Source organism: Kineosporia sp. NBRC 101677, from assembly GCF_030269265.1.
GTDB lineage: Bacteria > Actinomycetota > Actinomycetes > Actinomycetales > Kineosporiaceae > Kineosporia > Kineosporia rhizophila.
Genome location: NZ_BSTA01000007.1, coordinates 126739 through 150607, shown reverse-complemented (window position 1 = coordinate 150607; position 23869 = coordinate 126739). Strand labels below are relative to the sequence as shown.

The window sequence follows — 23869 nt, the reverse complement described above, 5'->3', positions numbered from 1 at the left end:
GGCCCCCGCCGTCGCCCTCCGGGCACGGTGAGGGGCTACAGGCACAACCGGTCCGCGACGCAGGTCGCACCGTGACGCGAAAGGTCAGATCCATGGAGACGGCAGAGATCCGCCGCCGCTGGCTGCGGTACTTCTCGACGCGTGGGCACACGGTCGTGCCGAGTGCTCCGCTGCTGTACGACGACCCGACCCTGCTGTTCGTCAACGCCGGCATGGTCCCCTTCAAGCCCTACATGCTGGGCCAGGAGACTCCGCCGTACCAGCGCGCCACGAGCGTCCAGAAGTGCATCCGCACCCTCGACATCGACGAGGTCGGCAAGACCAGCCGGCACGGCACGTTCTTCCAGATGAACGGCAACTTCTCCTTCGGTGACTACTTCAAGGAGAAGGCGATCGAGCTGGCCTGGGAGCTGATGACCCGCGACCAGTCCGACGGCGGCTACGGCCTGGACGAGTCCCGGCTGTGGGTCACCGTGCTGCAGGGCGACGAGGAGTCGCGCGGCATCTGGCGCCGGGTGGCGGGCCTGCCCGACGAGCGGATCGTCCAGCGTGGTCTGGCCGACAACTACTGGCACATGGGGGTTCCGGGCCCGGGCGGCCCGTGCAGCGAGATCTACTTCGACCGCGGGTCGGCCTACGGCCCCGACGGCGGCCCGGAGGCGGACGAGGACCGCTACCTGGAGATCTGGAACCTCGTCTTCATGCAGGAGATGCTGAGCGAGGTCCGCACCAAGATCGACTTCGACGTCGAGGCGCCGCTTCCGTCGAAGAACATCGACACCGGCATGGGCCTGGAGCGGATGGCCAGCCTGCTGCAGGGGGTGGACAACCTCTACGAGATCGACGAGGTCTACCCGGTCATCGCCCGGGTCGAGGAGATCACCGGCCGGCGCTACGGCGCCGACGCGCAGGACGACGTGCGGATGCGGGTGATCGCCGACCACGTGCGCAGTGGCCTGATGCTGATCGGCGACGGCGTCACCCCGTCCAACGAGGCGCGCGGCTACGTGCTGCGCCGCCTGCTGCGCCGGGTGATCCGCTCGGTGCGGCTGCTCGGTGTGCAGGACGCGGCGATCACCGACCTGCTCACCGTGTCGAAGGACCGGATGGCGGCCTCGTACCCCGAGCTGGAGACCAACTTCGCCCGGATCAGCCAGATCGCGCAGGCCGAGGAGCAGGCGTTCACCCGCACCCTCAGCGCCGGCACGACGATCCTGGACACGGCCGTGGCGAGCGCGAAGTCGGCGGGTGAGAGCACGCTCTCCGGCGAGCGCGCGTTCCAGCTGCACGACACCTACGGCTTCCCGATCGACCTGACCCTGGAGATGGCCTCCGAGCAGGGCCTGACCGTCGACCACGACGGTTTCCGCCGGCTCATGGCCGAGCAGCGCAACCGGGCCAAGGCCGACGCCAAGGCGAAGAAGGTCGGGCACGCCGACACCTCGGTCTACCGCGAGCTGCGCGAGCCCGGCATCACCGAGTTCACCGGCTACCGCGAGCTGTCCACCGACTCCACCGTGCGCGGCCTGATCCTCGACGGCAGCCCGGTCGAGTCGGCCGACAAGGGCCAGACCATCCAGGTCGTGCTCGAGCGCACCCCGTTCTACGCCGAGTCCGGTGGCCAGATCGCCGACGAGGGCGAGATCACCGCCGACGGTGCACGGCTGCGCGTGCTCGACGTCCAGCGTCCGGTCAAGGGCCTGATCGTGCACACGGTGGAGGTCACCGAGGGCACCATCCGGTCCGGTTCCGACGTGCTGGCCAGCGTCGACCGCGAGTGGCGGCTGTCCGCCTGCCAGGCGCACTCGGGCACCCACGTGGTGCACGCGGCGCTGCGGCAGGTGCTCGGGCCCACGGCGCTGCAGAGCGGTTCCTTCAACCGCCCCGGCTACCTACGGCTCGACTTCGCCTGGACGTCCGGGCTCGACGCGGCCGTCAAGGAGGAGCTCGAGCAGGTCGCGAACCTGGCGCTGCGCTACGACTACCCGGTCTCGGCCACCTACATGCCGATCCAGAAGGCGCGCGAGATCGGCGCCCTGGCGCTGTTCGGCGAGACGTACGACGAGGAGGTCCGCGTCGTCGAGATGGGCGGGGCCTGGTCGCGTGAGCTGTGCGGTGGCACGCACGTCGAGCACAGCTCCCAGATCGGCGCGATCTCGCTGATCGGCGAGTCCTCGGTCGGCGCCGGCACCCGCCGGCTGGAGGCCTACGTCGGTCTCGACGCGCTGCGCTTCCTGGGGCGTGAGCGCGCCCTGGTCAGCCAGCTCACCGAGGCGCTGAAGGTGCGCCCCGAAGAGCTGCCCGAGCGGGTCAACGCCCTGGTCGCCCGCCTGCGCGAGGCCGAGAAGGAGCTCGAGAAGGGCCGCCGTCAGGTTCTTCTGAACGCGGCCTCGTCGCTGGTCGACAAGGCCGCCGACATCAACGGCGTGGCCCTGGTCGCGCACGACGCGGGCCCGGCCGACCCGGCCGACGCCCGGGCGCTGGCGCTCGACGTGCGGGGCCGGATCGCCGAGTCCCGGGCCGGGGTGGTCGCGGTCGCCGCGGTCGCCAAGGAGCGGCCGGTCGTGGTCGTCGCCACCAACGAGCAGGCCCGGGCGCGCGGCGTCAAGGCCGGCGAACTGGTGCGCGAGGCGGCCAAGGTCCTCGGTGGCGGAGGCGGCGGCAAGGACGACGTGGCGCAGGGCGGTGGCGCGGACGCGTCGAAGATCGCCGAGGCGATGCGCCGGATCGAGGCCGTCGTCGCCGAGCGATCGGCCGGCAGCTGAGCGGCATGCGTCAGGGTGTCCGCCTCGGGGTGGACGTCGGCAGCGTCCGGGTGGGTCTTTCCCGCTCGGACGCGGCCGGGCTCCTGGCCACACCGCTGGAGACCGTGCAGCGGACAGAGGGCGACGATTCGCATTATGAGCGGATCGCACTCTTAGTCACGGAACTTGCGGTCTGTGAGGTAATCGTCGGGCTTCCGCGATCACTTTCCGGTGCCGAGGGGGCAGCGGCGGGGCTCGCGCGCGCGTACTCTGTCGAAGTCGCCCGTCGGGTGGCGCCCGTACCCGTGCGCCTCGTCGACGAGCGGCTCAGTACCGTGACCGCTCACCAGCGGCTTCGCGAGGCTGGTGTGAAAGGACGCAAACGCCGTCCCGTCGTCGATCAGGCGGCAGCGGTGGTGATCCTGCAGTCGGCCCTGGACAGCGAACGCTCGTCCGGCCGCCCGCCCGGATCGCCGGTCGTCCCGGAATCGGATCCGGATGGTCCGGGTCCTGGCCATGGAGAGGCACTGACGTGAGCGAGGCTGCGGCGTGAGCGATCTTTCGTCGCTGCATGACGTGCTCCCCGGGGGTTTCCCGGGAGAGCAGCCCGGGCGGCGCCGTCGGGCCGGCCGCCAGCAGCGTAAACGTCGCAAGCAGCGCCGACGTCGTACCACCACCGTCGTGCTGGTGTCCCTGCTGATCGCCGGCGCCGGGGTCTACGGCGCCTACCTGGCCATCGCTCCCATCGTCGAGCGGCTGACCGCTCCGAAGGACTACGCGGGTCCGGGCACCGGCAAGGTCGAGGTGGTCATCCCGGACGGCGCCTCGGGCCGCACCATCGCCCAGGCCCTGGCCGACGCCGGGGTCACCAAGACGCCGGCCGCCTTCATCGACGTCATTGCCGAGGACGAGCGTTCCACCAGCATCCAGCCCGGCACCTACGCGATGAAGAAGCAGATGTCGGCCGCCGGTGCGCTGGACATCCTGGTCGATCCCGAGAACCAGATCGTACGCAGGGTCACCATCCCGGAGGGCACCCGGCTCGCCGACGCCCTCAGTGTCATCGCCAAGAAGCTCGACCTGAAGGAACCCGATCTTCGGAAGGCGGCCAAGTCCGGCGACATCGGCCTGCCCAAGGCGGCCAAGGGCAACCTCGAGGGCTTCCTCTACCCGGCCACCTACGACTTCGGGCCGGACGTCACCGCCGAGTCCGCACTCAGGGACATGGTGAAGCGTGGGCAGCAGACCTACGACGAGCTCGGGATCCCGGACAAGGAGCTGCGCCGGGTGGTGATCGAGGCCAGCCTGCTCGAGGCCGAGGCCGGCACCGAGAAGTACATGGGCAAGGTGGCCCGGGTGATCGAGAACCGGATCAAGTCCAATACGGCCCTGCAGTTCGACTCCACGGTCAGCTACGCCACCGGCAAGTTCAACGTGACCACCAGCGACGCCGACCGCAGCAACCCGAGCCCGTACAACACGTACTACCACAAGGGGCTGCCGGCCGGCCCGATCAGCAACCCGGGGGAGGCCGCGCTCAAGGCGGCGCTCAACCCGACGCCGGGCAAGTGGATGTACTTCGTCACCACGAACCCGAGCACCGGTGAGACCAAGTTCGCCAACGACTTCGCGCAGCACCAGGTCTACGTGAAGGAGTTCCAGGCCTGGCTGCGGGAGAACCCGGGTAATTGACCTTGCCTGAGCATCGCGCAGCGGTGCTGGGGAGCCCGATCGCACACTCGCTCTCCCCAGCACTGCACTGCGCTGCCTACGAGGCACTGGGGCTGCGCGACTGGCACTATGGCGCGTTCGAACTGGACGAGGACGCGTTCGGTGCCTGGTTCAGTGAGCTCGGACCGCAGTGGTCAGGGCTGTCACTGACCATGCCCCTCAAGCGGGTGGTGATGCCCCTGCTGTCCGAGGTGACCCCCCTGGCCGAGGCTGTGGGGGCGGTGAACACGGTTACCTGGACAGCAGATCGGCGGACTGTAGGCACCAACACGGACGTGTACGGCCTGGTTCAGGCCCTGCGTTCAGTCGGTGTGTCGGCACCTCTGGAATCGGCGTGCATCGTCGGCGCGGGGGCCACGGCCTCTTCCGCAGTGGCGGCGCTGGCCGAGCTGGGGTGCCGCAATGTGACAGTTCTGGCGCGTTCTGCTGAACGGGCGGGCCAGCCGTTGGAAGTAGCCGAAAAACTCGGCGTCCAGGCGCGTGTGGGCACGCTCGACGAGCACGCTGTCGTCATGTCGGCTCAGGCAGTGGTAGTCACTCTGCCGGGGCCGGCGGCGGGGGAGTGGGCGAAAGGGCTGCACGTCTCCGGTCGGCCTGACGGGCCGATGCTCGATGTCTCGTACCATCCGTGGCCGACCAGAGCAGCCCAATTGTGGACGTCCGCGGGCGCGGCTTCCGTAGGTGGTTTCGAGATGCTCCTGCACCAGGCCGCGGAACAGGTGCGGCTGATGACCGGGCTGCAGGCCCCGGTCGATGAGATGCGGGTCGCGGGCGAGAAGGTTCTGGCCTCCCGCTGAGCCGTCCGGGTAGATCCCCGGCTCAAGCACGTCCTCCCCTTGGCCGAAAGGCCTACGGACCGGTGGCTCGTACGCGCGCCACCGGCCGTGACCGCGGACCGCCCCGGCACGGTGCCAAGGAGGATGCGGTGGAAAGCAGCGCCGAACGACCCGCCGGGGAAGACCCGCAGCCCGCTGGTCAGCCGCCCACTCAGCCTCCCGGGCAGGCAGCTGCCCCGCTCGCGCCGCAGCCCCGGCTGCATCCCGCGGTTACCCCGACCTATCCGGCCGCTGCCCAGCCTGGGCAGGGCGGCGCCACCCCGGGTCTGGTACCCCCGCCGCAGGCGCATCCCGCCGCGGCTCAACCAGGCGTGGGGCCGGTTACTCCGCCCGTGCCGGCGGGACACTATGCCGCCCAGCCAGGGGCCCAACAGCAGGGGCACGTTCAGCCCGGCCTGGTGGGTGGCGCTGCGGCGGCCCAGCAGCCCGGCGCTCCGGTGCAGCCCGGCCTGGCGCCCCCGGTGCAGGCGCAGCCGTTTGCTCAGCAGCCCCCGGTTCAGCCCGGTCTCATGTCCCCCTCACCGCAGCAGACCCAGAGTCAGCCGGGGTATGGGCAGCAGATGCAGGCGCCTGGGCAGCAGCGCCCCCCGCAGCAGACTCCTGTCCAGGTTCAGGCGCAGGGGAGCCAGACGCAGCAGACCTACGTACAGGCCCAAGCGCAAACACCTGGGGTGCAGGCCCAGGTTCAGACGCAGGCCCAGGTTCAGACGCAGCACGGTCTCGTGCAGCAGGTCCAGGCGCAGCAGGTGCACGTCCAGCAGGTGCAGCCGCAACAAGGTCAACCCCAACTGGCCCAGCCGCAGATGCCCCAACCCCAGCAGGGACAAGCGCAAATGACCCAGCCCCAAGCGGCCCAGCAGCAGGGGCAGCCGCGATTGGCTGCGGCGCAACAGCCTTCCGGTCAGCCCGGACTCCAGCCTCCCGGTCAGTATCAGACCCCCGTCCGGCAGCAGGTTCCCCCGCAGCAGACTCCCGGCCTGCAGCCCGCCGGGGCCCCCCAGACCGTCATGCCTCCCACCGTCATGCCCCCCACGGTGATGCCGCCCGCCCAGCAACAACCCCAGCCGCCCCAGGCACAGCCCGGGCTCATTCCGCCCTCGCAGCAGCCCCCGCCGGTGCAGCCCGGCCGCCACGCCGCCCCCGCCGGGCAGCCGCCCAAACCGTCCCGCGGCGCCGAAGAAATGGGCTTCGACCTGCACAAGGTGCTCCAGTTCCTGGTCCAGCAGGGCGGTTCCGACCTCCACCTGTCCAACGGTGCGCCCCCGCTGGTCCGGATCCGCGGCCACCTGGCCCCGATCCCGAACCACCCGCCGCTGAACCCCAACACGATCATGTCGACGATCTACGCGATCCTCACCCAGAAGCAGCGTGAACGCTTCGAGGAGAACCTGGAACTCGACTTCGCCTACGCCGTGCCCGGCGCGTCCCGCTTCCGGGTGAACGTCTACCGGCAGCGCGAGTCGATGGGCGCCGTCATGCGGGTGATCCCCTACGAGATCAAGACTTTGGAGCAGCTCGGGATCAACCCCAAGGTCTCGGCGCTGGCCGCCCTGCCCCGCGGCATGGTCCTGGTCACCGGCCCCACCGGCTCCGGCAAGTCGACCACCCTGGCCGCCCTGATCGACCTGGCCAACCGCACCCGGCACGACCACATCATGACCGTCGAGGACCCCATCGAGTTCCTCCACCCGAACAAGAACTGTCTGGTCAACCAGCGTGAGGTGGGGGAGGACACGCACTCGTTCGGGGCCGCCCTGAAGAGCGTGCTGCGCCAGGACCCGGACATCATCCTGGTCGGTGAGCTGCGTGACCTGGAGACCATCTCGGTCGCCCTCACCGCCGCCGAGACCGGCCACCTGGTGTTCGGCACCCTGCACACCCAGGACGCCGCCCAGACCGTCGACCGGATCATCGACGTCTTCCCGCCCGAACAGCAGCAACAGGTACGCGTCCAGCTGGCCGGCGCCCTGCAGGGCGTGGTCTGCCAGGCCCTGGTCCGCTCCGCCGACGGCAAGGGCCGCGTCGCCGCCACCGAGGTCCTCTTCGCCACCGGCGCCATCCGCAACCTGATCCGCGAGGGCAAGACCCACCAGATCTACTCCTCCATGCAGGCCGGGGCCCAGGCCGGCATGCAGACCATGGACCAGTGCCTGGCCGACCTGGTGAAGCAGAACAAGGTGCAGTTCGACCAGGCCCTCGAGAAGGCCCACCACGCAGACGACTTCAAGCGCCTGACCGGCCGGGCCTGAGGGGAGCGGAACGATGGCCACCGCGACCGCGGCCAAGACCTACGAGTACTCCTACCGCGACAAGAAGGGCAAACTCGTCAAGGGCAAGCTCGAGGCCCCCAGCGAGGAAGTGCTGATCCAGCGCCTGCGGCAGCAGGGCTTCGCGCCTCTGGACGTGAAGCAGGCCAACACCGGCCTGAGCATGGAGATCAAGCTCCCCGGCAGCAACAAGGTCGACCTGAAGGACCTGGCGATCATGAGCCGCCAGTTCGCCACGATGATCGACTCCGGCCTGTCGCTGCTGAAGTCGCTGAGCATCCTCGCCGAGCAGACCGAGAGCGCGCCCCTGGCAAAGGTTCTCAACGAAGTGCGCCACGACGTCGAGGGCGGCGGCGCCCTGTCCACGGCGATGGCCAAGCACACCAAGGTCTTCCCGCCCCTGATGATCAACATGTGCCGGGCCGGCGAGGTCGGCGGCTTCCTGGACAAGGTGCTGCTCCAGATCGCCGAGAACATGGAGGCGGAGGTCAAGCTCCGCGCCAAGATCAAATCTGCGATGACCTACCCCGTAGTGGTATTCATCATGGCCATCATCGCGGTGGTCGGCATGCTGCTGTTCATCGTGCCGGTGTTCAGCAACATGTTCGCCACGCTGGGCGGTGAACTACCGGCCCCCACCAAGGCCCTGGTCTTCCTGTCGAGCGCCATGAAGATCATTGCCCCGGTGGCGATTGTTCTGGCTATTCCGGGTGGCGTGCTTTGGGGAAAATATAGAAACACGGAAGCTGTTCGAGGCGTCGTCGACCCGATGAAACTGAAGGTGCCCATCTTCGGGGACTTGTTCCGAAAGGTTGCGATCAGCCGTTTCTCCCGCAATCTGGGCACGATGCTGACTGCGGGTGTGCCGATTCTGCGCAGCCTGGAGATCGTCGGTGAGGCGGCCGGCAATGTGGTGCTGCGCGACGCTGCCAAGGCCGTGGAAGAAAGCGTGCGGCAAGGAAAGACCCTCGCGGGTCCCCTGTCTGAGCACAAGGTGTTCCCGCCGATGGTGGTGCAGATGCTGTCGGTCGGTGAGGACACCGGCGCCATGGACAACATGCTGCACAAGATTGCAGACTTTTACGACCAAGAGGTCGAGGCCACCACGGAAGCGCTGACCAGCATCATCGAGCCGCTGATGATTGCCGTGCTGGGATCGGTGATCGGCGCCATGATCGTGGCCCTCTACATGCCCATCTTCTCGGTGTTCGAGCTGATCGAGTAGCCCAGAGATTCCGGTCGCAGCTTCCTCAACTTCTGTTCAGGACAGCCGATATCACACGTGTCATCGAGTAGCGCCAGCTTGCCCAGGCCGGGCGGCGCACTCAGCAAGCCGCACCGTCAGATCTCAGAAGGAGCACTCGATGCTCGCTCGTATCCGCAAGTCGATGAAGGAGAAGGACCAGGGCTTCACCCTGATCGAACTTCTGGTCGTGATGATCATCATCGGTATTCTGGCTGCCATCGCCGTGCCGGTGTTCCTCAGCCAGCGGAAGAAGGCTCAGGACAGTGCGACCAAGTCGGACGTGTCCTCGCTCGGTAAGGAAATCGCCTCCTACTACGTCGACTCGACTACCCCGCCGACTGTGGTCATCGCTTCCGGCCGGTACGTCGTCGGTGGCAACGATGCAGGCAAGGTCAGCTCAGGCGTTTACTTCAACGGCGACTCCACGAAGTCGAGCACCACTTACACGCTGGTCAACAGCACCTGGACCAGCAGTAGCTGGTGTGTCTCACTGAGCAACGACGGTGGCAGCAAGACCTGGAGCTACTCCGCCCAGAACGGCCTTCAGTCAGCTGCGCTCGGTACTGCCGCCTGCTGATCGCGCTACGGGATTGACGTGCGAAGGCCAGCCGGTTCGTATCCGGCTGGCCTTCTGCCGTGGACTCTCCCAAGGCTTGCCGTAGGTGTTTCGAGAAGGAGAAAGGTTCGCCTCGTTGGGACCAGGTGCACGGACGCGCGAGCCGGAAGTGGGCATTTCCCTGCTCGAGGTGGTCATCGCCATGGCCATCTTCTCCATCGGTGTGACCGCCGTACTCGGCATCTTCATCAACTCCTCCCGCGTGGCCGGCGACAACATCCGCCGCACGGCCGCTGCCAGCCTGGTGAACGAGAAGCTGGAGGCGGCCCGGGGACAGACCGCACAGCAGATCACCAACGGCCGGGAGGTCACCACCAGGCAGGTCGGCGACATCACCTACACGATCACCCAGAACGCCAGCTACCTGACCTCGAACGCGACCGGGAACGTCTGTCAGAGCAGCGGTTCCGCGCTGGCCTACAAGCTGGTCCGGGTGGCGGTCACCTGGCCGGACATGGGCACGGTGCAACCGGTCACGGGTGATGTGCTGCGGGCCGTCGGGATCGGGCCTACCGACGGTACGAAGGCGACCCTGGCAGTACTGATCACCGGCGCCACCGGGCGGCCGGTGTCCGGGGTCACGGCCACCCTGACCGGTACGACCCAGAGTCAGGTGACCGGGGACGACGGCTGCGTGGTCTTCGCAGGCCTCACGGACGGGTCGTACTCCGTGTCACTGAACCAGACCGGTTACGTCGGAACAGCGAACACGACAACGGCAAGAACCCAGACCCTGAGCGTGGCCACCGGTGTCGTCACCCGGGCCACCCTGCTCTACGACTCGGCGCGCACCCTGAATTTCGCCTTGTCAGCTCCGGTGAGCACCTATGTGGTGCCGACGGGGCTGCCCATCCGGATCGGGAACACCTACCTGAGCGAGACGACGGTCAGCGCCACCTGCTCGAGCTCGAGCGCCTCCGCTTGTCTGACCGGTGTCCCCGGGCAGATCCGGAACCTGTTCCCGGAAAGCTATGTCGTCAAGGCGGGCTCCTGTACCGGGACCGACGTCTCGCAGGCTCTGGTCGACATCCGCCGGGCCTCGGCCAACAACAGTTCGGTCACCCTGCCCATGGGGGCCGTGACGGTGAACGTGGAGAGGAACAACAAGAAGGCGGCCAATGACCGCGCAGTGACCTTCACGCCGGCCAGCGGCAGCAGTTGCGGCACGTCGGAGTCCTACTCGGTCAACACGGTGTCGGGCACCACCACGGTGTTGCTGCCCTACGGGAGCTGGCTGGTCAGCACTTCCTTCAACCTGCTCAATCTCGGTGTGGGTACCGCCTCACAGACCGTGACGCTCAACAGTTCCAGCCGGGTCGCGACAGTGACCCTGACGGTGGCGCAGTGAGTTACGGCGGCCGGCAACGGAACGCCTTCTTCTTGCGCAGTTCCCGGCGACGCAGGTCCGATGACGACGGTCTGACGCTGGTCGAGCTGATGGTGACCATGGGGGTCGCGTCCGTCCTCATGGTCGCGATCGGTGTGGTCTTCCTCGGCACCATCCGAGGAGTCACCACCATCAACGTGAAAACGGCGGCCACTGCGGACGCCCGGATCACGATGGAGGCGATGACGCGCTCGCTGCGGGTGGCAGTCCGCCCGGTCGGCGTGGACGCCGCCATCGTGTCGGCGACCATGAATCAGGTCAGCTTTTACTCGTTGCTCAATCGCACCGGTACGCCGGCAGCGACGGCGCCCAACCCGACCTTGGTGCGCTACTGGCACGACGGCAGTTGCGTCAATCAGTCGTCGACGCCGGCCACCACCGGGGCAGACGGGTCTCTGACCTGGAACCCGGCCGGCACACGGACCATCTGCCTGGCGCGCACGGTCACCGCACCCGTCTTCACCTACTACCTGACGTCGGCCACGACAACAGAGATGACCATCGGTTCCGGTCTGTCCCTCAACGACCGCAACCTCGTCCGTAGCGTCGGCATCAGCCTCAGCATGAAGAGCGCAGCCAGCCCGACGGTGTCGCCGGTGCCGCTGGTCGACCGGGTCACCCTGACCAATCTGATCGCCGACGACAGCAACAGCGCCGAATCCGGCTGAGAAGGGCGGAAAGAAGTGGGCAGGCAACATCCGGTGGGTCGGGGGGCCAGAGCCGAGCGGGTACGGGACCAGGGGTTCGCCCTGGTGGCGGTGATCGTGACCATCGCGGTGCTGAGTCTGTTCCTGCTCACCGCGCTGGCCTACACGCTGAACGGGATGGCTCCAGCCCGGCGTGGGCAGGATGCGAAGACGGCCGAGCAGGCCGCCCAGGCCGGGGTGGACGAGTACATCGCCCGGCTGAACGCTGACGACAACTACTGGAAACGCGGCAGCGTCGATCCCGACAACGCGGCGTTCACCAGTACCGGGCAACCGATTCAGGGGACGGGTGGGGCGGCCTCGACGGCGGCCCGGTACACGTACTCGGTGCTGAGCACGTCCGAGGAGACCACGGCCAAGGGCATCATCCGGATCCGGGTCACCGGATCCAGTGGCCGGTTCGCCAGCGCTGGGACGGTGACCCGCACTGTCACAGCGGAACTCAAACGGGCCGGCGTGCTGAACTACGTCTACCTGACCGACTACGAGGTGGTGGACCCGGACCTGACCGGTCAGTCGAGCAACTGTGGGCGGTACTACTACGCCACCAGTGACAGCCTGGCTCGCCCGCGCAGCGGATGCTCGGAGATTCAGTGGGGTGGCAATGACACGGTCAACGGGCCGCTGCACTCCAACGATGCGCTGCAGATCAATGGTCAGGTGAACTTCACGGAGACGAAGACCGAGACGTCCTGGCCCGCGACCCAGGGGGCGGCCAAGGGAACCAAGACCTGGTGGGGGACCCAGGCTGCTCCGTTGTCGCCCAACCCGCCGAGATGGGCCGCCACTGTCTCGCTTCCCGCCAGCAACAACGAACTGCTCAAGAGCGTTCAGCCTGACGTGGACGGGGACGGCGACGTCGGGCCGGGCTGCTACTACAAGGGGGCCACCCGTGTGGTCCTGCAGGGCACCACGATGAAGGTGCTCAGCCCTTCGACCACCGACTCGGACATTCCCTCACGGTGCTACGACGTCACTCGGCCGGGGGTCGAGCAGACCGTCACCGTTCCACCGGTGATCTACGTCGACTCCTCGACTGCGAGCTGCACGATCGGGACGGTCGGCTACCCGGCGGCCAACGAGCGCTACACCGTGGGCTCGACCACTGCCGCAGCCTGGAACAGCAGCACGAACTACGCCTGCACCCGGGGAACGGTGTTCGTCTCCGGAACGGCGGCCACCCAGGTCACGGTTGCAGCCTCTGACGACGTCGTGGTGGTGGGCGACCTGCAGCCTGACGCCAACGGCGGTACCAACGTGATCGGGCTGATCGCCGGCAACTGTGTCTGGGTCTACCACCCCTTGCGGGCCAACACGTCCAACAATCTCTACACGACCTCCCCGGTGAACACGATCCAGGCCGCCATTCTGGCCCTGCGCCACAGCTTCGTCGTGCAGAACTGGGCCAGCGGCAGTCCGTTGGGCACGCTCAACGTCTACGGTGCGATTGCCCAGAAGTTCCGCGGCCCGGTCGGCACGGGAAGCGGTGCGAACATTGCTACCGGTTTCGTGAAGAACTATGTCTACGACACTCGTCTCAAATACACGCAGCCCCCGTACTTCCTGAACGCGGCCAACGCCCCGTTCCAGATCCTGCAGGTCACGGACGGCTGACCGACGCCGGGGCGGTGGGCGGAACGATACTGTCTGTGCGTGAACGAGAACGATCTGCTGCCTGTCCCACTGCTGGCCGCCGTGGTGGCCGGGTTCGGCCTGATCATCGGCTCGTTCGTGAACGTGGTGATCATCCGGGTGCCTGAGGGGCGCTCGGTGGTCACCCCGCGCAGCGCCTGCCCGACCTGCGGCCGGCCCATCAGCGGGTTCGACAACATCCCGGTGCTCTCGTGGCTGCTTCTGCGCGGACGTTCGCGTTGCTGCGGCGAGCGGATCAGCCTGCGTTACCCGGTGATCGAACTGCTGACCGCAGTCGCCTTCGCTGCCGTGGTGGTCTGGAAGGGCTGGTCGTGGGAAGTGCCGGGGCTGCTCTACCTGGCGGGGATCGGGATCGCGCTGGCCGTCATCGACTACGACGTGCACCGGTTGCCGAACGCCATTGTGCTGCCGTCCTACCCGGTCGCGGCGGCCCTGCTGGTGCTGGCCGCTCTCGGTGAAGGCCGACCCAATGCTCTGGTCGGCGCCGCCGTCGGGTGTGTCGCCATGTACGTCTTCTATTTCGTCCTCATGTTCGTCTATCCGAGCGGAATGGGCTTCGGAGACGTGAAACTCGGCGGAGTGCTGGGCCTCTACCTGGGCTGGTACGGCTGGGAAGAGGCCGTCGTCGGCGGCTTCGCGGCGTTCGTGCTGGGGGCCGTGGTCGGCATCGGGGCGATCGTCTTCCGGGGCGCAACCCGGAAGAGCATGATCCCCTTCGGTCCCTTCATGCTGGTCGGCGCATGGACTGGGCTGATCTGGGGAGCCCGTCTGGTGGACTGGTACCTGGGGCTGTCCGGTCTGCGCTGATCGAGGCCCCGAGACCGAACCGCAGCGTTCGGGCGTCCCTTGTTTGGTTGACACCCGAAAGTGACAACGCCGGTTACCCGCCGCTGACACTCAAGACCTGTGCAAGCCCTCCCGATCACGCTTTTGGGCGATCGATGCAAGGGACGCGTCGGAACCACACGCTCCCCACGGGAAGGGACTGCAGGCATGGCACGACGAACGGCCATCGGACTGGACATCGGCACCTCCGTCGTCCGCGCCGTCGAGCTGTCGTTCGGTCGCGACGGCGTCACGCTGGACCGCTTCGGTCAGGTCGTCCTGCCCGACGGAGCGGTGCGTGACGGTGAGGTCGTCGACCCCGAGGCGGTCACCGCGGCGATCAAGGAGCTCTGGTCGGCGACCCGGTTCGGCGGCAAGAAGGTGGTTCTGGGCGTCGCCAACCAGCGCGTCATCGTGCGCCAGCTCGACCTGCCCTGGATGGAGCAGGGAGAACTGCGTAAGAGCCTGGGTTTCCACGTGGCCGACTTCCTGCCGATCTCGGTCGAGGAGTCGGTACTGGACTTCTACCCGCTCGAGGAGATCACCAACGACGAGGGCAACCGGCAGCTGCGCGGTCTGCTCGTCGCCGCCCAGCGGGACACCGTGCTGCTCAACGTGCAGTGCGCCGAGAAGGCCGGGTTGCGGGTCGAGAGCGTGGATCTCACCTCGTTCGCGGTGTTGCGGGCGATGGGTCGGCAGACCGACCTGACCGTCGGGACCGAGGCCCTGATCGACGTCGGCGCCCGGGTCACCAACATCGTCGTGCACTCGGCCGGCGTGCCGCGCTTCGTCCGGATCCTGCTGATGGGTGGACAGGACGTGACCGACGCCGTGTCCGAGCAGCTCGGGGTGCCGCTGGACCGGGCCGAGGGGCTCAAGCAGAACTTCACCCGGATCGCCACCGGCGACCAGCTGGCGATGGTCTCGCGGACGGTCGCCACCACCGCCCAGGACTTCGTCGACGAGATCCGCGGTTCTCTGGACTACTACGCGGTCTCCTCGGTGGGGGCCCGGGTCGAGAGGATCGTCATCTCTGGTGGCGGTTCCCGGCTCGAAGGGCTGGCCGAGCGGCTGGCCGCCAGCACCCGGCTGCCGGTGGTGCTCGGTGACCCGCTCTGGCCGCTCAAGATCGGGCGCACCGGGCTGGACGCCGACCAGATCGAGTTCATCAAGCCGCTCGCGGCGGTGCCCGTCGGGCTCGCGCTGGGGGCGATCTGATGAGCGAGGAGTCCACCACCAAGGTGCAGCCGGAGGCCGACACCGGGCCGAAACCGGTCAGCTGGGCGCCGATTCCGAAGGTCAACCTGCTGCCGGTCGAGATCGTCGAGAACCGGGCGTTCCGACGTACTCAGTTGGTGCTTGCCGGTCTGGTCGTCGTGGTTGTGGGGGCGATCGGGGCGGGGACGGTGTGGGCGCAGAGCGGCGTGGACGACGCGCAGGCTGAGGCCGATACGGCGCAGGCCCGGGTGGCTGATCTTCAGCAGCAACAGACTGAGTACGCCGAAGTCCCCAAGATCTACGCGCAGGTCGAGGCGGCCACTGCCGCCCGCAAGCAGGTCTATGTGGGCGATGTGCCCTGGTCGCGGTACGTCAACCAGCTCGACCGGGCGCGACCGTCCGGCCTGGAGTTCAAGTCGGTCCAGATGACGTTGTCCGCTACCGGCGCGGCCGTCCCCGCGGTCGATCCGCTGACCCCGGCCGCGGTGGCCACCTTGGCCATCGATGGTGGTGCCGACAACTACACACAGGTGGCGGACTGGATGACGGCCTTCGAAAAGGTCCGTGGCCTGCAGTCGGCCGAACTGAAGAGCGCAGCCGAGGCCGCCGCTTCCGGGGACACGACTACTACGTCTTCGGACCCCTCGATCGAGTTCGCCTCCACCGGTGTGGTGGGAGCGCAGTCCCTCTCCGGCCGGTACCAGAAGCCGGAGCAGGAGAAGAAGTAGCCGCCTCGTCCTCATCGACCTGGGCACCGGCGTCCGCCGCGAGCCCACTGAACGTCAGCAAAGGATCTTCCGTGACCTCCTTTCTAGCCGGCCGGACCGTGCGATGGTCGCTCGGCGCCATCGCGCTCTGCCTGGTGCTGCTGGTCGCCGCCTGGTTCCTGCTGATCACCCCGCGCCGGGACGATGCGGCCGCCCTCCGCGACCAGGCTGTCGCCTCTCGGGACCAGGCCTCTCTCCTGGAGATCAAGCTGGCCCAGCTGAAGAGTCAGGCGGCCGACCTGCCCGAGCAGAAGAAGAAGCTGAAGGAGATTGCCAAGGAGCTGCCGCCGGACGCTGACATCCCCGCCTACCTGCGCACTCTGGACACGATCAGCGGTGAGGCCGGGGTAGGGCTGACGACGGTCACGCCCGGCACCCCCGTACTGGTCACCTTGGCCACCGCTGCCGCCGACGCCGGGGCGGCTACCACGGATGCAACTGGTCTCGGGGCACCAGGTGACCTGGTCTCCATCCCGATGAACCTGGAACTGGGCGGGGACTACTACCAGTTGTCCAGCTGGCTGAAGTCGTTGCAGAGCAAGGTGTCCCGGTCGTACATGATCACCGCGTTCACCTTGACGGCCAACGAGGAGGAGACCAGTTCGACCGCCGGCCTCGTGGGAGCCCAGATCGCCGATGGGGATCCCGCCGCGACGGCGACGACCTCCTCGTCCGCCAAGGGGCAGGAGGGCGTTGTCCCGACCGCTACGGCGACCGACCCCTCGGTGGTTGTCCCCACCACCGACGCCACCTCCACCGCTACAGCTACTGCGACCGATGGCACGGGCACCGGCACGACGGGTACAGGCAGCGAGACCTACCCCTGGACCCTCTCCCTCACCGGCACCGTCTTCGTCCTCCTCACCGAGGACTCCACCCTCGAGGACGTCAAGGCCGACGCCGCCGCGGCCCAGGCCTCGCTCAGCGGCACCTGGACCGAGGTCACCCCGTCGCCCACAGCCAGCGCCACCGCGAGCGCCGGAGCAACCACCGCCCCGACCGCCACCGCGACCGACCCGAACGTCGGCACCAACTGATCGCCCAGCCCCAGGTCGTTTCCGGAGCCCACCCGCTGTCATGGCAGGATCACCCCCATGCTTCGTTGGCTCACTGCGGGCGAGTCCCACGGCCCCCTGCTGATCGGCGTCCTCGAGGGGCTGCCGGCCGGTGTCAAGATCACCACCGCCGAGATCCAGGCCGCTCTGGCCCGGCGCCGGCTCGGCCACGGCCGCGGCGCCCGGATGAAGTTCGAGCTGGACGAGGTCCGGGTCACCGGGGGCCTGCGGCACGGGGTCAGCCAGGGCGGGCCGTTCGCGGTGCAGATCGGCAACACCGAGTGGCCCAAGTGGGAAGCGGTCATGGCGGCCGACCCGCCGGCCGACGAGATCACCGACGACCCGAACGACAAGCCGCTCGACGGGCAGGGCCGCAGCGCCCCGCTGACCCGGCCCCGGCCCGGTCACGCCGACCTGGTCGGCATGCAGAAGTACGGCTTCGACGACGCCCGCCCGGTGCTGGAGCGGGCCTCGGCCCGGGAGACCGCCGCCCGCGTGGCCCTCGGTCAGGTGGCCGCCAGCTTCCTCGAGCAGGTGGCCGGCGTCCGCCTGGTCAGCCACACCGTCTCGATCGGCCCGGTCGGCACCCCGGACGATGCGGCGCTGCCCGGCCCCGACGACGTGGCGGCGCTCGACGCCGACCCGGTGCGCAGCTTCCACGCGCCCACCAGCGCGGCCATGGTCAGCGAGATCGACGAGTGCAAGAAGGCCGGTGACACCCTCGGCGGCGTCGTCGAGGTCCTGGCCTACGGCCTGCCGCCGGGCCTGGGCAGCCACGTGCACTGGGACCGCCGGCTCGACTCCCGGCTGGCCGGTGCGCTGATGGGCATCCAGGCGATCAAGGGCGTCGAGGTCGGCGACGGGTTCCGCACCGCGGCCCGGCGCGGCTCGGTGGCGCACGACGAGATCGAGCGCAGCGAGGACGGCCTGCTGCGCCGTCGCACCGACCGGGCCGGTGGCGTCGAGGGCGGGATGAGCACCGGTGACGTGCTGAAGGTGCGGGCCGCGATGAAGCCCATCTCCACCGTTCCGCGTGCCCTGGACACGGTCGACGTGGCCAGCGGCGAGAAGGCGGTGGCGATCCACCAGCGCTCGGACGTGTGCGCGGTGCCGGCCGCCGGGGTCGTCGCCGAGGCGATGGTCGCGCTGGTACTGGCCGAGGCCGTGGTGGAGAAGTTCGGGGGCGACAGCGTGCCCGAGACCGCCCGCAACGTGCGCTCCTACCTGGAGTCGATCCCCGAGCTGATGCGCTCGGACATCTCGTGAGCCGGCCCGCGGCCGTCCTGGTCGGCCCGCCCGGGGCCGGCAAGACGACCATCGCGCACGCCCTGGCCCAGCGTCTGGGCCTGGCCGTGCGGGACACCGACGAGGACGTGGAGGCGGTCGCCGGCAAGACGATCGCCGACATCTTCGTGGAGGACGGCGAGCCGCACTTCCGCGAACTGGAGCACGCGGCGGTGGCCAAGGCCCTGGCCGAGCACGAGGGCGTCCTGGCCCTGGGCGGGGGGGCCGTGCTCGACCCGCGTACCCAGGAGGCGCTGCGCGAGCACACCGTGGTCTTCCTCGACGTCCGCATCACCGATGCGGCGCGTCGCGTGGGCCTCAACACCAATCGTCCGTTGTTGTTGGGCAACCCCCGGGCGCAGTGGACGATCATGATGGACCACCGCAGGCCGATCTACACCGAGATCGCCACGCACCGGGTCGCCACCGACGGGCTGAGCCCCGAAGAGGTGACCGAGGCCGTGCTGGAGGCCCTGGGTGAGGCGGCGAGGGAGCAGGTATGAGCACCACGATCACGGTCGGCACCGACGACCGGTACGAAGTCACCATCGGCTCCGGGGTGCTCGCGCAACTGCCCGCCGCACTGGGTGAGAAGGTCTCCCGGGTCGCCGTCGTCCACCCGCGCACCCTGCGGGCGCTGGGCCGGACGGTCAATCAGCAGCTCGCCGATCTCGGCCTGCGCCCGCTGCTGATCGAGGTGCCCGACGGCGAGGGCGCGAAGACGGCGGAGACCCTGACCATGTGCTGGGCGCTGCTCGGCCAGGCCGGTTTCACCCGCTCCGACGCGGTGGTGGGCCTGGGCGGGGGAGCGGTCACCGACCTGGCGGGCTTCGTCGCTGCCAGCTGGCTGCGCGGGGTAGGCGTGGTTCAGGTACCTACGACGCTGCTGGGCATGGTCGACGCGGCTGTCGGGGGTAAGACCGGAATCAACACGGCCGAGGGCAAGAACCTGGTCGGCGCCTTCCACCCGCCCCGCGCGGTGATCTGCGACCTGGACGCGTTGCGCACGCTGCCGCACGCCGACCTGGTGGCCGGTCTGGCCGAGGTGGTCAAGTGTGGCTTCATCGCCGACCCGGCCATCCTCGACCTGGTCGCCGCCGATCCGGCCGCGGCCACCACCTGGAACTCGGACGCGTTGCGCGAGCTGGTCGAGCGGGCCATCGCGGTGAAGGCCCGGGTCGTGACCAACGACCTGAAGGAGTCGGGGGAGCGCGAGTTCCTCAACTACGGGCACACTTTCGCGCACGGCGTGGAGCAGGTCGAGCAGTACACCTGGCGCCACGGCGAGGCGGTCGCGGTGGGGATGATGTACGTGGCGCGCCTGGGTGAACTGGCCGGCCGTACCCCGCCCGAACTCGTCGCCCGTCACACCGAGGCACTCACCAGTCTCGGTCTGCCCCGTACCTACCGCGGTGATCGCTGGCCGGCGTTGATCTCGGCCATGGGCCGCGACAAGAAGAACCGCGGCGACCTGATGCGCTTCATCGTGCTCGACGACCTGGCCAAGCCGGGCCGTCTGGAAGGGCCGGACCAGACCATGCTCGAAGAGGCCTACCGTCTGATCAGCGAATAAGAACCAGAGGACGCCGGTGGGCGCCTTCGCGGACCTCGGTCCGCCGGCTTCGCCCGGGAGGGCTACCTGCTGGCCCTGCGCGCCGTCGCTGCACCAAGCTGATTGCCGCAGCGGCTAGACTTCACCGAAACCCAGACCATTCGCGCGCCTCCCGCGCGTCCGCAGGCAGACGAGAGAGATCCACACGTGGCTTCGACCAACGAACTCAAGAACGGCATGGTGCTCAACCTCGACAAGCAGCTTTGGTCGGTTGTCGAGTTCCAGCACGTCAAGCCCGGCAAGGGCCCGGCCTTCGTGCGCACCAAGCTGAAGCACGTGCTCTCCGGCAAGGTCGTGGACAAGACCTTCAACGCGGGCACCAAGGTCGAGACCGCCAATGTCGACAAGCGCGACATGCAGTACCTGTACAAGGACGGCGAGGACTTCGTCTTCATGGACAGCGAGACCTACGACCAGTTGCACGTGAGTGCCACCACCGTGGGCGACGCCGCCAACTTCATGCTGGAGAGCACCGAGGCGATCGTGGCCACCCACGACGGCACGCCGCTCTACGTCGAGCTGCCCACCTCCGTGGTCCTGGAGATCACCTACACCGAGCCGGGCCTGCAGGGCGACCGCTCCACCGGTGGCACCAAGCCGGCCACCCTGGAGACCGGTTACGAGATCCAGGTTCCGCTGTTCATCGAGAACAACACCAAGGTCAAGGTGGACACCCGCTCGGGCGACTACCTCGGCCGCGTGAACTGATCGCGTGGGAGCCCGCAGCAAGGCCCGGAAGCGGGCCCTGGACATCCTGTTCGAGGCCGACGTGCGCGGGGTCGACCCGCTGACGCTGCTGGCCGAGCGCCGGGACGCCGAGAAGGACCCGAACCGGGTGCTCCCGGCCTACGCGGTCGAGCTGGTGGAGGGCGTCCGGGCGCAGACCGGGCGGATCGACGAGCTGCTCTCGACCTACTCGCACGGCTGGACGGTCGAGCGCATGCCCGCGGTCGACCGGGCCGTGCTGCGCCTGGGCACCTGGGAGCTGCTGTTCAACAACGACGTGCCGGACGCGGTGGCGATCGACGAGGCGGTGGAGCTGGCGCGCACGCTCTCCACCGACGACTCGCCGAACTTCGTCAACGGCCTGCTCGCCCGCCTCATGGAGGTCAAGGCCTCCTTGTAGGTCTGTCCGTAATCAGCCTGTACGGAAGGTGACGGGCGGTTACGCTGTCCAGGTGGTCCCGCAGCACGCCTGCCTCACGGCCGGGTACGTAGAGACGCCGGATTCCTCGCCGGACCGCCCGTGCTGCCGACAGTGGCAACAGCGACGCCAACTGGTGTCGGCGTGCGGGCGGGGCGAAGGAGTCGCGGTGAATTCGTGCGAGCCCCCGCCGGCGGGCGGTCCGCCCGCCCGGCTGACCGCTCTGCTGGCTGCTTCCGAGGAGGCCCTCGAGGCGGGCCGCTGCGAGCAGGGCATCGCCCTGTCCCGGGAGGCGGTCGTCCTGTCCGGCGCCCTCGGCGACCGTCGGCGTGAGGCGAAGGCCCTGGTCCTTCTGGCCCGCCAGTTCAGCGAGGCCGGTGAGAACGAGGCCTGCAGCCGCGCCTGCGACCAGGCCGCGCAGGTCCTGCGCGAGCTCGACGACCAGATCGGTCTGGGCGAGATCCTGGTCGTGCAGGCCCTGGCCCTGAACGAGCTGGGGCTGTCCGAGGAGGCCCTGGACGGTCTGGCCGTGGCCCGGGAGGTCGCGGCCCGGCTCAACGACCGTCCTCTGCTGTTCTGGGTCCTGAACCGGATCGCCGTGGTCCACTGCGGTCGGCAGGACCACCGGCGGGCCCGGGAGTTCCAGATGCGCGCCCTGGAACTGGCCGCCGGCCTCGACATCCACGCCCGGTTCTGCATCATCAACAACATCGCCGACAACTCGATCGGGCTGTTCCGCCAGTTGCGCGACGAGGGGCTCGACGCGCAGGCCGCGACGATCGTGGCCGAGGGGCTGGACTACGCCGGCCGGGCGGTCGAGCTGGCCGAGGACCCGAGCCACGGCACCCCCTACCGGCAGGCCCTGGCCCAGGACAACCACGGGATGCTGCTGGCGCTGTCCGGGCAGACCGAGGCCGGGCTGGCCGCGATCGGCCGGGCCCGCCGGATCTCCGTCCAGCACGGCTTCCAGGCCATGGAGGTCGCCACGGTGTACCACGCCGCGTGTGCGCTGCTGGCCCGCGGCGACGCCGAGGCGGCGACCGGGGAGCTGACCGTCGCGCTGGAGCGGGCCGACGCGCTCGGCGAGCTCACCATCCGCCTGCAGATCGTGCTGGAACTGTCCCGCGCGCTGGAGGCGGCCGGCCGGTTCGAGGACGCGCTGCAGCGCTACAAGGAGTTCGTGGCGACGGAACGCCAGATGCGCTCGGCCGTCTCGGCGACCCGGGCGCGCCGGCTCGAGCAGCTGGTCGAGGTGGACCACGCCCGGCTGGACGCGGCCGACGCCCGCACCGAGTCGCAGCTGTACCGGGCCCGCAGCCGGGAGCTCGAGGCGGAGATCCTGGCGCTCGAGAAGATGGCCGCCGACCTGGACCGGCGGGCGAACGTGGACGCGCTGACCCGGCTGTCGAACCGGCACCACATCGAGGCCGAGCTGCCCCGGATGCTCGAGGCCGCGGTGGCCGGCGACCTGCCGCTGAGCCTGGCGGTGCTCGACATCGACCACTTCAAGCACGTCAACGACACCTGGGGGCACGCAGCCGGCGACGAGGTGCTGGTCGTGGTGGCGGAGCTGCTGCAGCGTTCCTGCCGGGTGGGCGACCTGGTCGGCCGGCTCGGCGGTGAGGAGTTCCTGGTCGCGTTGCCGGGGCTGAACCGCGCGGCCGCCCTGGACGTGTGCCGCCGGGTGCGACTGAGTGTGCAGGACCACGACTGGTCCTCGATCCGGCCGGGACTGCGCGTGACCATCAGTGCCGGCGTCACCCTGCGCACGAAGGGTGACCAGATGCGTGACCTGGTCGAACGGGCCGACGCGCAGCTCTACCGGGCCAAGCGCGGCGGCCGCAACCGGGTCGAGTGCGACCAGGGGGCCCGAGGCTGACCGAGCCCCTCCGAAGGGCTCTCAGAACCGCTTGAGGACGTTTGTGGCGGGCGAACGACGTGATGTGGCGGTGCCAGCCGCTCCTGAGGTTCCAGGGGCTGCTCGCACCGCCACATCACCGATTGCGCCGAACCGTTACTGCCGAACCGTGGTGCCCAACGCTGACCTGGCCTGCCGATGGTGCCGAACTGACGTACTCGGTCGAAGGAGAGGTGCGGGCGAGGACGCCGGCCGCCCCGGCGTCCTCAGTCGTGCTCCGTCCCGCTCAGGTCCCGGGACGGAGGTGGTGCCGTACCGGCCGTCAGGCCGGTCAGTCCTCCTGGGCCACCGCGCGACGGGCGTCCGCGTTCAGGACCCCCCACGTGATGAGCTGCTCGGCCAGCACGGCCGGCGGCACGTCGTAGATCACCGCGAGCGTGCGCAGGTCGTCGGTCCGGATGGAGAGGACCTTGCCGTTGTAGTCACCGCGCTGACCCTGGATCGTGGCCGCGTAGCGAGCCAGCGGACCGGCCTTCTCGGCCGGGACGGACTGCAGCCGCTCCAGGTCGAGGACGAGCTTCGGCGGGGGCTCGCTGCTCCCCGTCGGAGCCGCGTCCGGCAGGAGTGCCTGGACCGGCACACCGTAGAAGTCGGCCAGCTCCGCGAGCCGCTGAACGGTGACCGCACGGTCGCCCCGCTCGTACGAGCCGACCACCACCGCCTTCCAGCGGCCTTCGGACTTTTCTTCCACCCCATGGAGGGAAAGCCCCTGCTGGGTGCGGATCCCACGCAGGCGGGCGCCCAGCGCCCTGGCGTAATCAGATGCCATGCCGATGATAGTCACGGAGAGTCACTGACTCCGTCAAGTCACATCGGCAAACTTCTCCAAGGAATTCGCCACTCGGCGTAGGCGAAGCGC

22 protein-coding genes are annotated in these 23869 nt (G+C 68.9%); 20 read left to right on the top strand and 2 right to left on the bottom strand.

Translation table 11 applies throughout. From position 1 onward, the window contains the following. The first annotated feature begins 92 nt into the window (after nucleotides 1-92). From alaS to QSK18_RS21360, 4 genes are read left to right on the top strand one after another with little or no spacing between them, the layout of a single operon-like run. The gene (gene alaS / locus QSK18_RS21375; RefSeq protein WP_285622321.1) at nucleotides 93-2765 is read left to right on the top strand and encodes an alanine--tRNA ligase; all 2673 of its coding nucleotides are present in this window, start codon (nucleotides 93-95) and stop codon (nucleotides 2763-2765) included. A 5-nt stretch (nucleotides 2766-2770) separates the two neighbouring features. After that, a complete protein-coding gene (ruvX, locus tag QSK18_RS21370) occupies nucleotides 2771-3280 on the top strand; it encodes a Holliday junction resolvase RuvX (RefSeq protein ID WP_269811135.1) in 510 nt (169 codons plus the stop codon). 13 nt (nucleotides 3281-3293) lie between these two features. Beyond that, a complete protein-coding gene (mltG, locus tag QSK18_RS21365; RefSeq protein WP_285622316.1) occupies nucleotides 3294-4436 on the top strand; it encodes an endolytic transglycosylase MltG in 1143 nt (380 codons plus the stop codon). A 2-nt stretch (nucleotides 4437-4438) separates the two neighbouring features. After that, complete coding sequence (locus QSK18_RS21360) at nucleotides 4439-5272, top strand: shikimate dehydrogenase (RefSeq protein ID WP_285622313.1); 834 nt, start codon at nucleotides 4439-4441, stop codon at nucleotides 5270-5272. Between the two features lie 557 nt (nucleotides 5273-5829). Here the strand turns inward: QSK18_RS21360 and QSK18_RS21355 are convergent. Beyond that, nucleotides 5830-6138, bottom strand: a complete 309-nt coding sequence (locus QSK18_RS21355) for a hypothetical protein (RefSeq protein WP_232814548.1) — start codon at nucleotides 6136-6138, stop codon at nucleotides 5830-5832. A 6-nt stretch (nucleotides 6139-6144) separates the two neighbouring features. Here QSK18_RS21355 and QSK18_RS21350 point away from each other — a divergent pair, with 6 nt between their 5' ends. The 16 genes from QSK18_RS21350 to QSK18_RS21275 all read left to right on the top strand — a co-directional run bounded on the left by QSK18_RS21350 (nucleotide 6145) and on the right by QSK18_RS21275 (nucleotide 22971). After that, a complete protein-coding gene (locus QSK18_RS21350) occupies nucleotides 6145-7560 on the top strand; it encodes a type IV pilus twitching motility protein PilT (protein WP_269811136.1) in 1416 nt (471 codons plus the stop codon). Nucleotides 7561-7573: 13 nt separating this feature from the next. Next, nucleotides 7574-8803 carry a type II secretion system F family protein gene (locus tag QSK18_RS21345; protein WP_232814549.1) on the top strand — a complete coding sequence of 410 codons (1230 nt, stop codon included), beginning with the start codon at nucleotides 7574-7576 and terminating at the stop codon, nucleotides 8801-8803. Nucleotides 8804-8942: 139 nt separating this feature from the next. Beyond that, nucleotides 8943-9401 (top strand): type II secretion system protein, encoded by a 459-nt coding sequence (locus QSK18_RS21340; protein ID WP_232814550.1) that lies wholly within the window; start codon nucleotides 8943-8945, stop codon nucleotides 9399-9401. A 148-nt stretch (nucleotides 9402-9549) separates the two neighbouring features. Further along, entirely contained in the window at nucleotides 9550-10788 is a 1239-nt protein-coding gene (locus tag QSK18_RS21335; protein WP_285622306.1) for a hypothetical protein, read from the top strand. Beyond that, nucleotides 10785-11495 (top strand): PulJ/GspJ family protein, encoded by a 711-nt coding sequence (locus QSK18_RS21330; protein WP_232814552.1) that lies wholly within the window; start codon nucleotides 10785-10787, stop codon nucleotides 11493-11495. Before QSK18_RS21335 ends, QSK18_RS21330 begins: the two co-directional genes overlap by 4 nt. 33 nt (nucleotides 11496-11528) lie before the next feature. Next, entirely contained in the window at nucleotides 11529-13148 is a 1620-nt protein-coding gene (locus tag QSK18_RS21325) for a type IV pilus modification PilV family protein (protein WP_285622302.1), read from the top strand. Nucleotides 13149-13187: 39 nt separating this feature from the next. Continuing rightward, the gene (locus QSK18_RS21320; RefSeq protein ID WP_285622299.1) at nucleotides 13188-13994 is read left to right on the top strand and encodes a prepilin peptidase; all 807 of its coding nucleotides are present in this window, start codon (nucleotides 13188-13190) and stop codon (nucleotides 13992-13994) included. A gap of 186 nt (nucleotides 13995-14180) precedes the next feature. Then, nucleotides 14181-15230 carry a type IV pilus assembly protein PilM gene (pilM, locus tag QSK18_RS21315; protein ID WP_285622296.1) on the top strand — a complete coding sequence of 350 codons (1050 nt, stop codon included), beginning with the start codon at nucleotides 14181-14183 and terminating at the stop codon, nucleotides 15228-15230. Then, on the top strand, nucleotides 15230-15958 hold the full coding sequence (locus QSK18_RS21310) for a PilN family protein (RefSeq protein ID WP_285622293.1): 729 nt from the start codon (nucleotides 15230-15232) through the stop codon (nucleotides 15956-15958). The genes pilM and QSK18_RS21310 overlap by 1 nt, the downstream gene beginning before the upstream one ends. A 71-nt stretch (nucleotides 15959-16029) precedes the next feature. After that, a complete protein-coding gene (locus tag QSK18_RS21305) occupies nucleotides 16030-17034 on the top strand; it encodes a hypothetical protein (RefSeq protein WP_285622290.1) in 1005 nt (334 codons plus the stop codon). Nucleotides 17035-17091: 57 nt separating this feature from the next. Beyond that, on the top strand, nucleotides 17092-18318 hold the full coding sequence (aroC, locus tag QSK18_RS21300; protein WP_285622288.1) for a chorismate synthase: 1227 nt from the start codon (nucleotides 17092-17094) through the stop codon (nucleotides 18316-18318). Then, on the top strand, nucleotides 18315-18839 hold the full coding sequence (locus QSK18_RS21295) for a shikimate kinase (protein ID WP_285622283.1): 525 nt from the start codon (nucleotides 18315-18317) through the stop codon (nucleotides 18837-18839). Before aroC ends, QSK18_RS21295 begins: the two co-directional genes overlap by 4 nt. Continuing rightward, nucleotides 18836-19909, top strand: coding sequence for a 3-dehydroquinate synthase (gene aroB / locus QSK18_RS21290; RefSeq protein WP_232814560.1), 1074 nt, complete (start codon nucleotides 18836-18838; stop codon nucleotides 19907-19909). The genes QSK18_RS21295 and aroB overlap by 4 nt, the downstream gene beginning before the upstream one ends. Nucleotides 19910-20095: 186 nt before the next feature. Continuing rightward, a complete protein-coding gene (gene efp / locus QSK18_RS21285) occupies nucleotides 20096-20656 on the top strand; it encodes an elongation factor P (RefSeq protein ID WP_232814561.1) in 561 nt (186 codons plus the stop codon). 4 nt (nucleotides 20657-20660) lie between these two features. After that, a complete protein-coding gene (gene nusB, locus QSK18_RS21280; RefSeq protein ID WP_232814562.1) occupies nucleotides 20661-21074 on the top strand; it encodes a transcription antitermination factor NusB in 414 nt (137 codons plus the stop codon). Between the two features lie 187 nt (nucleotides 21075-21261). Then, the gene (locus QSK18_RS21275; RefSeq protein WP_232814563.1) at nucleotides 21262-22971 is read left to right on the top strand and encodes a GGDEF domain-containing protein; all 1710 of its coding nucleotides are present in this window, start codon (nucleotides 21262-21264) and stop codon (nucleotides 22969-22971) included. 310 nt (nucleotides 22972-23281) lie between these two features. Here QSK18_RS21275 and bldD read toward each other — a convergent pair whose 3' ends face one another. Then, a complete protein-coding gene (gene bldD / locus QSK18_RS21270; protein ID WP_231449190.1) occupies nucleotides 23282-23779 on the bottom strand; it encodes a transcriptional regulator BldD in 498 nt (165 codons plus the stop codon). Nucleotides 23780-23869: the final 90 nt, after the last annotated feature.

Coding starts and splice junctions, on each gene's coding strand:
- alaS (WP_285622321.1), top strand. CDS start 93: ATGGAGACGGCAGAGATCCGCCGCCGCTGGCTGCGGTACTTCTCGACG.
- ruvX (WP_269811135.1), top strand. CDS start 2,771: ATGCGTCAGGGTGTCCGCCTCGGGGTGGACGTCGGCAGCGTCCGGGTG.
- QSK18_RS21350 (WP_269811136.1), top strand. CDS start 6,145: ATGACCCAGCCCCAAGCGGCCCAGCAGCAGGGGCAGCCGCGATTGGCT.
- QSK18_RS21345 (WP_232814549.1), top strand. CDS start 7,574: ATGGCCACCGCGACCGCGGCCAAGACCTACGAGTACTCCTACCGCGAC.
- QSK18_RS21340 (WP_232814550.1), top strand. CDS start 8,943: ATGCTCGCTCGTATCCGCAAGTCGATGAAGGAGAAGGACCAGGGCTTC.
- pilM (WP_285622296.1), top strand. CDS start 14,181: ATGGCACGACGAACGGCCATCGGACTGGACATCGGCACCTCCGTCGTC.
- QSK18_RS21310 (WP_285622293.1), top strand. CDS start 15,230: ATGAGCGAGGAGTCCACCACCAAGGTGCAGCCGGAGGCCGACACCGGG.
- aroC (WP_285622288.1), top strand. CDS start 17,092: ATGCTTCGTTGGCTCACTGCGGGCGAGTCCCACGGCCCCCTGCTGATC.
- aroB (WP_232814560.1), top strand. CDS start 18,836: ATGAGCACCACGATCACGGTCGGCACCGACGACCGGTACGAAGTCACC.
- bldD (WP_231449190.1), bottom strand. CDS start 23,779: ATGGCATCTGATTACGCCAGGGCGCTGGGCGCCCGCCTGCGTGGGATC.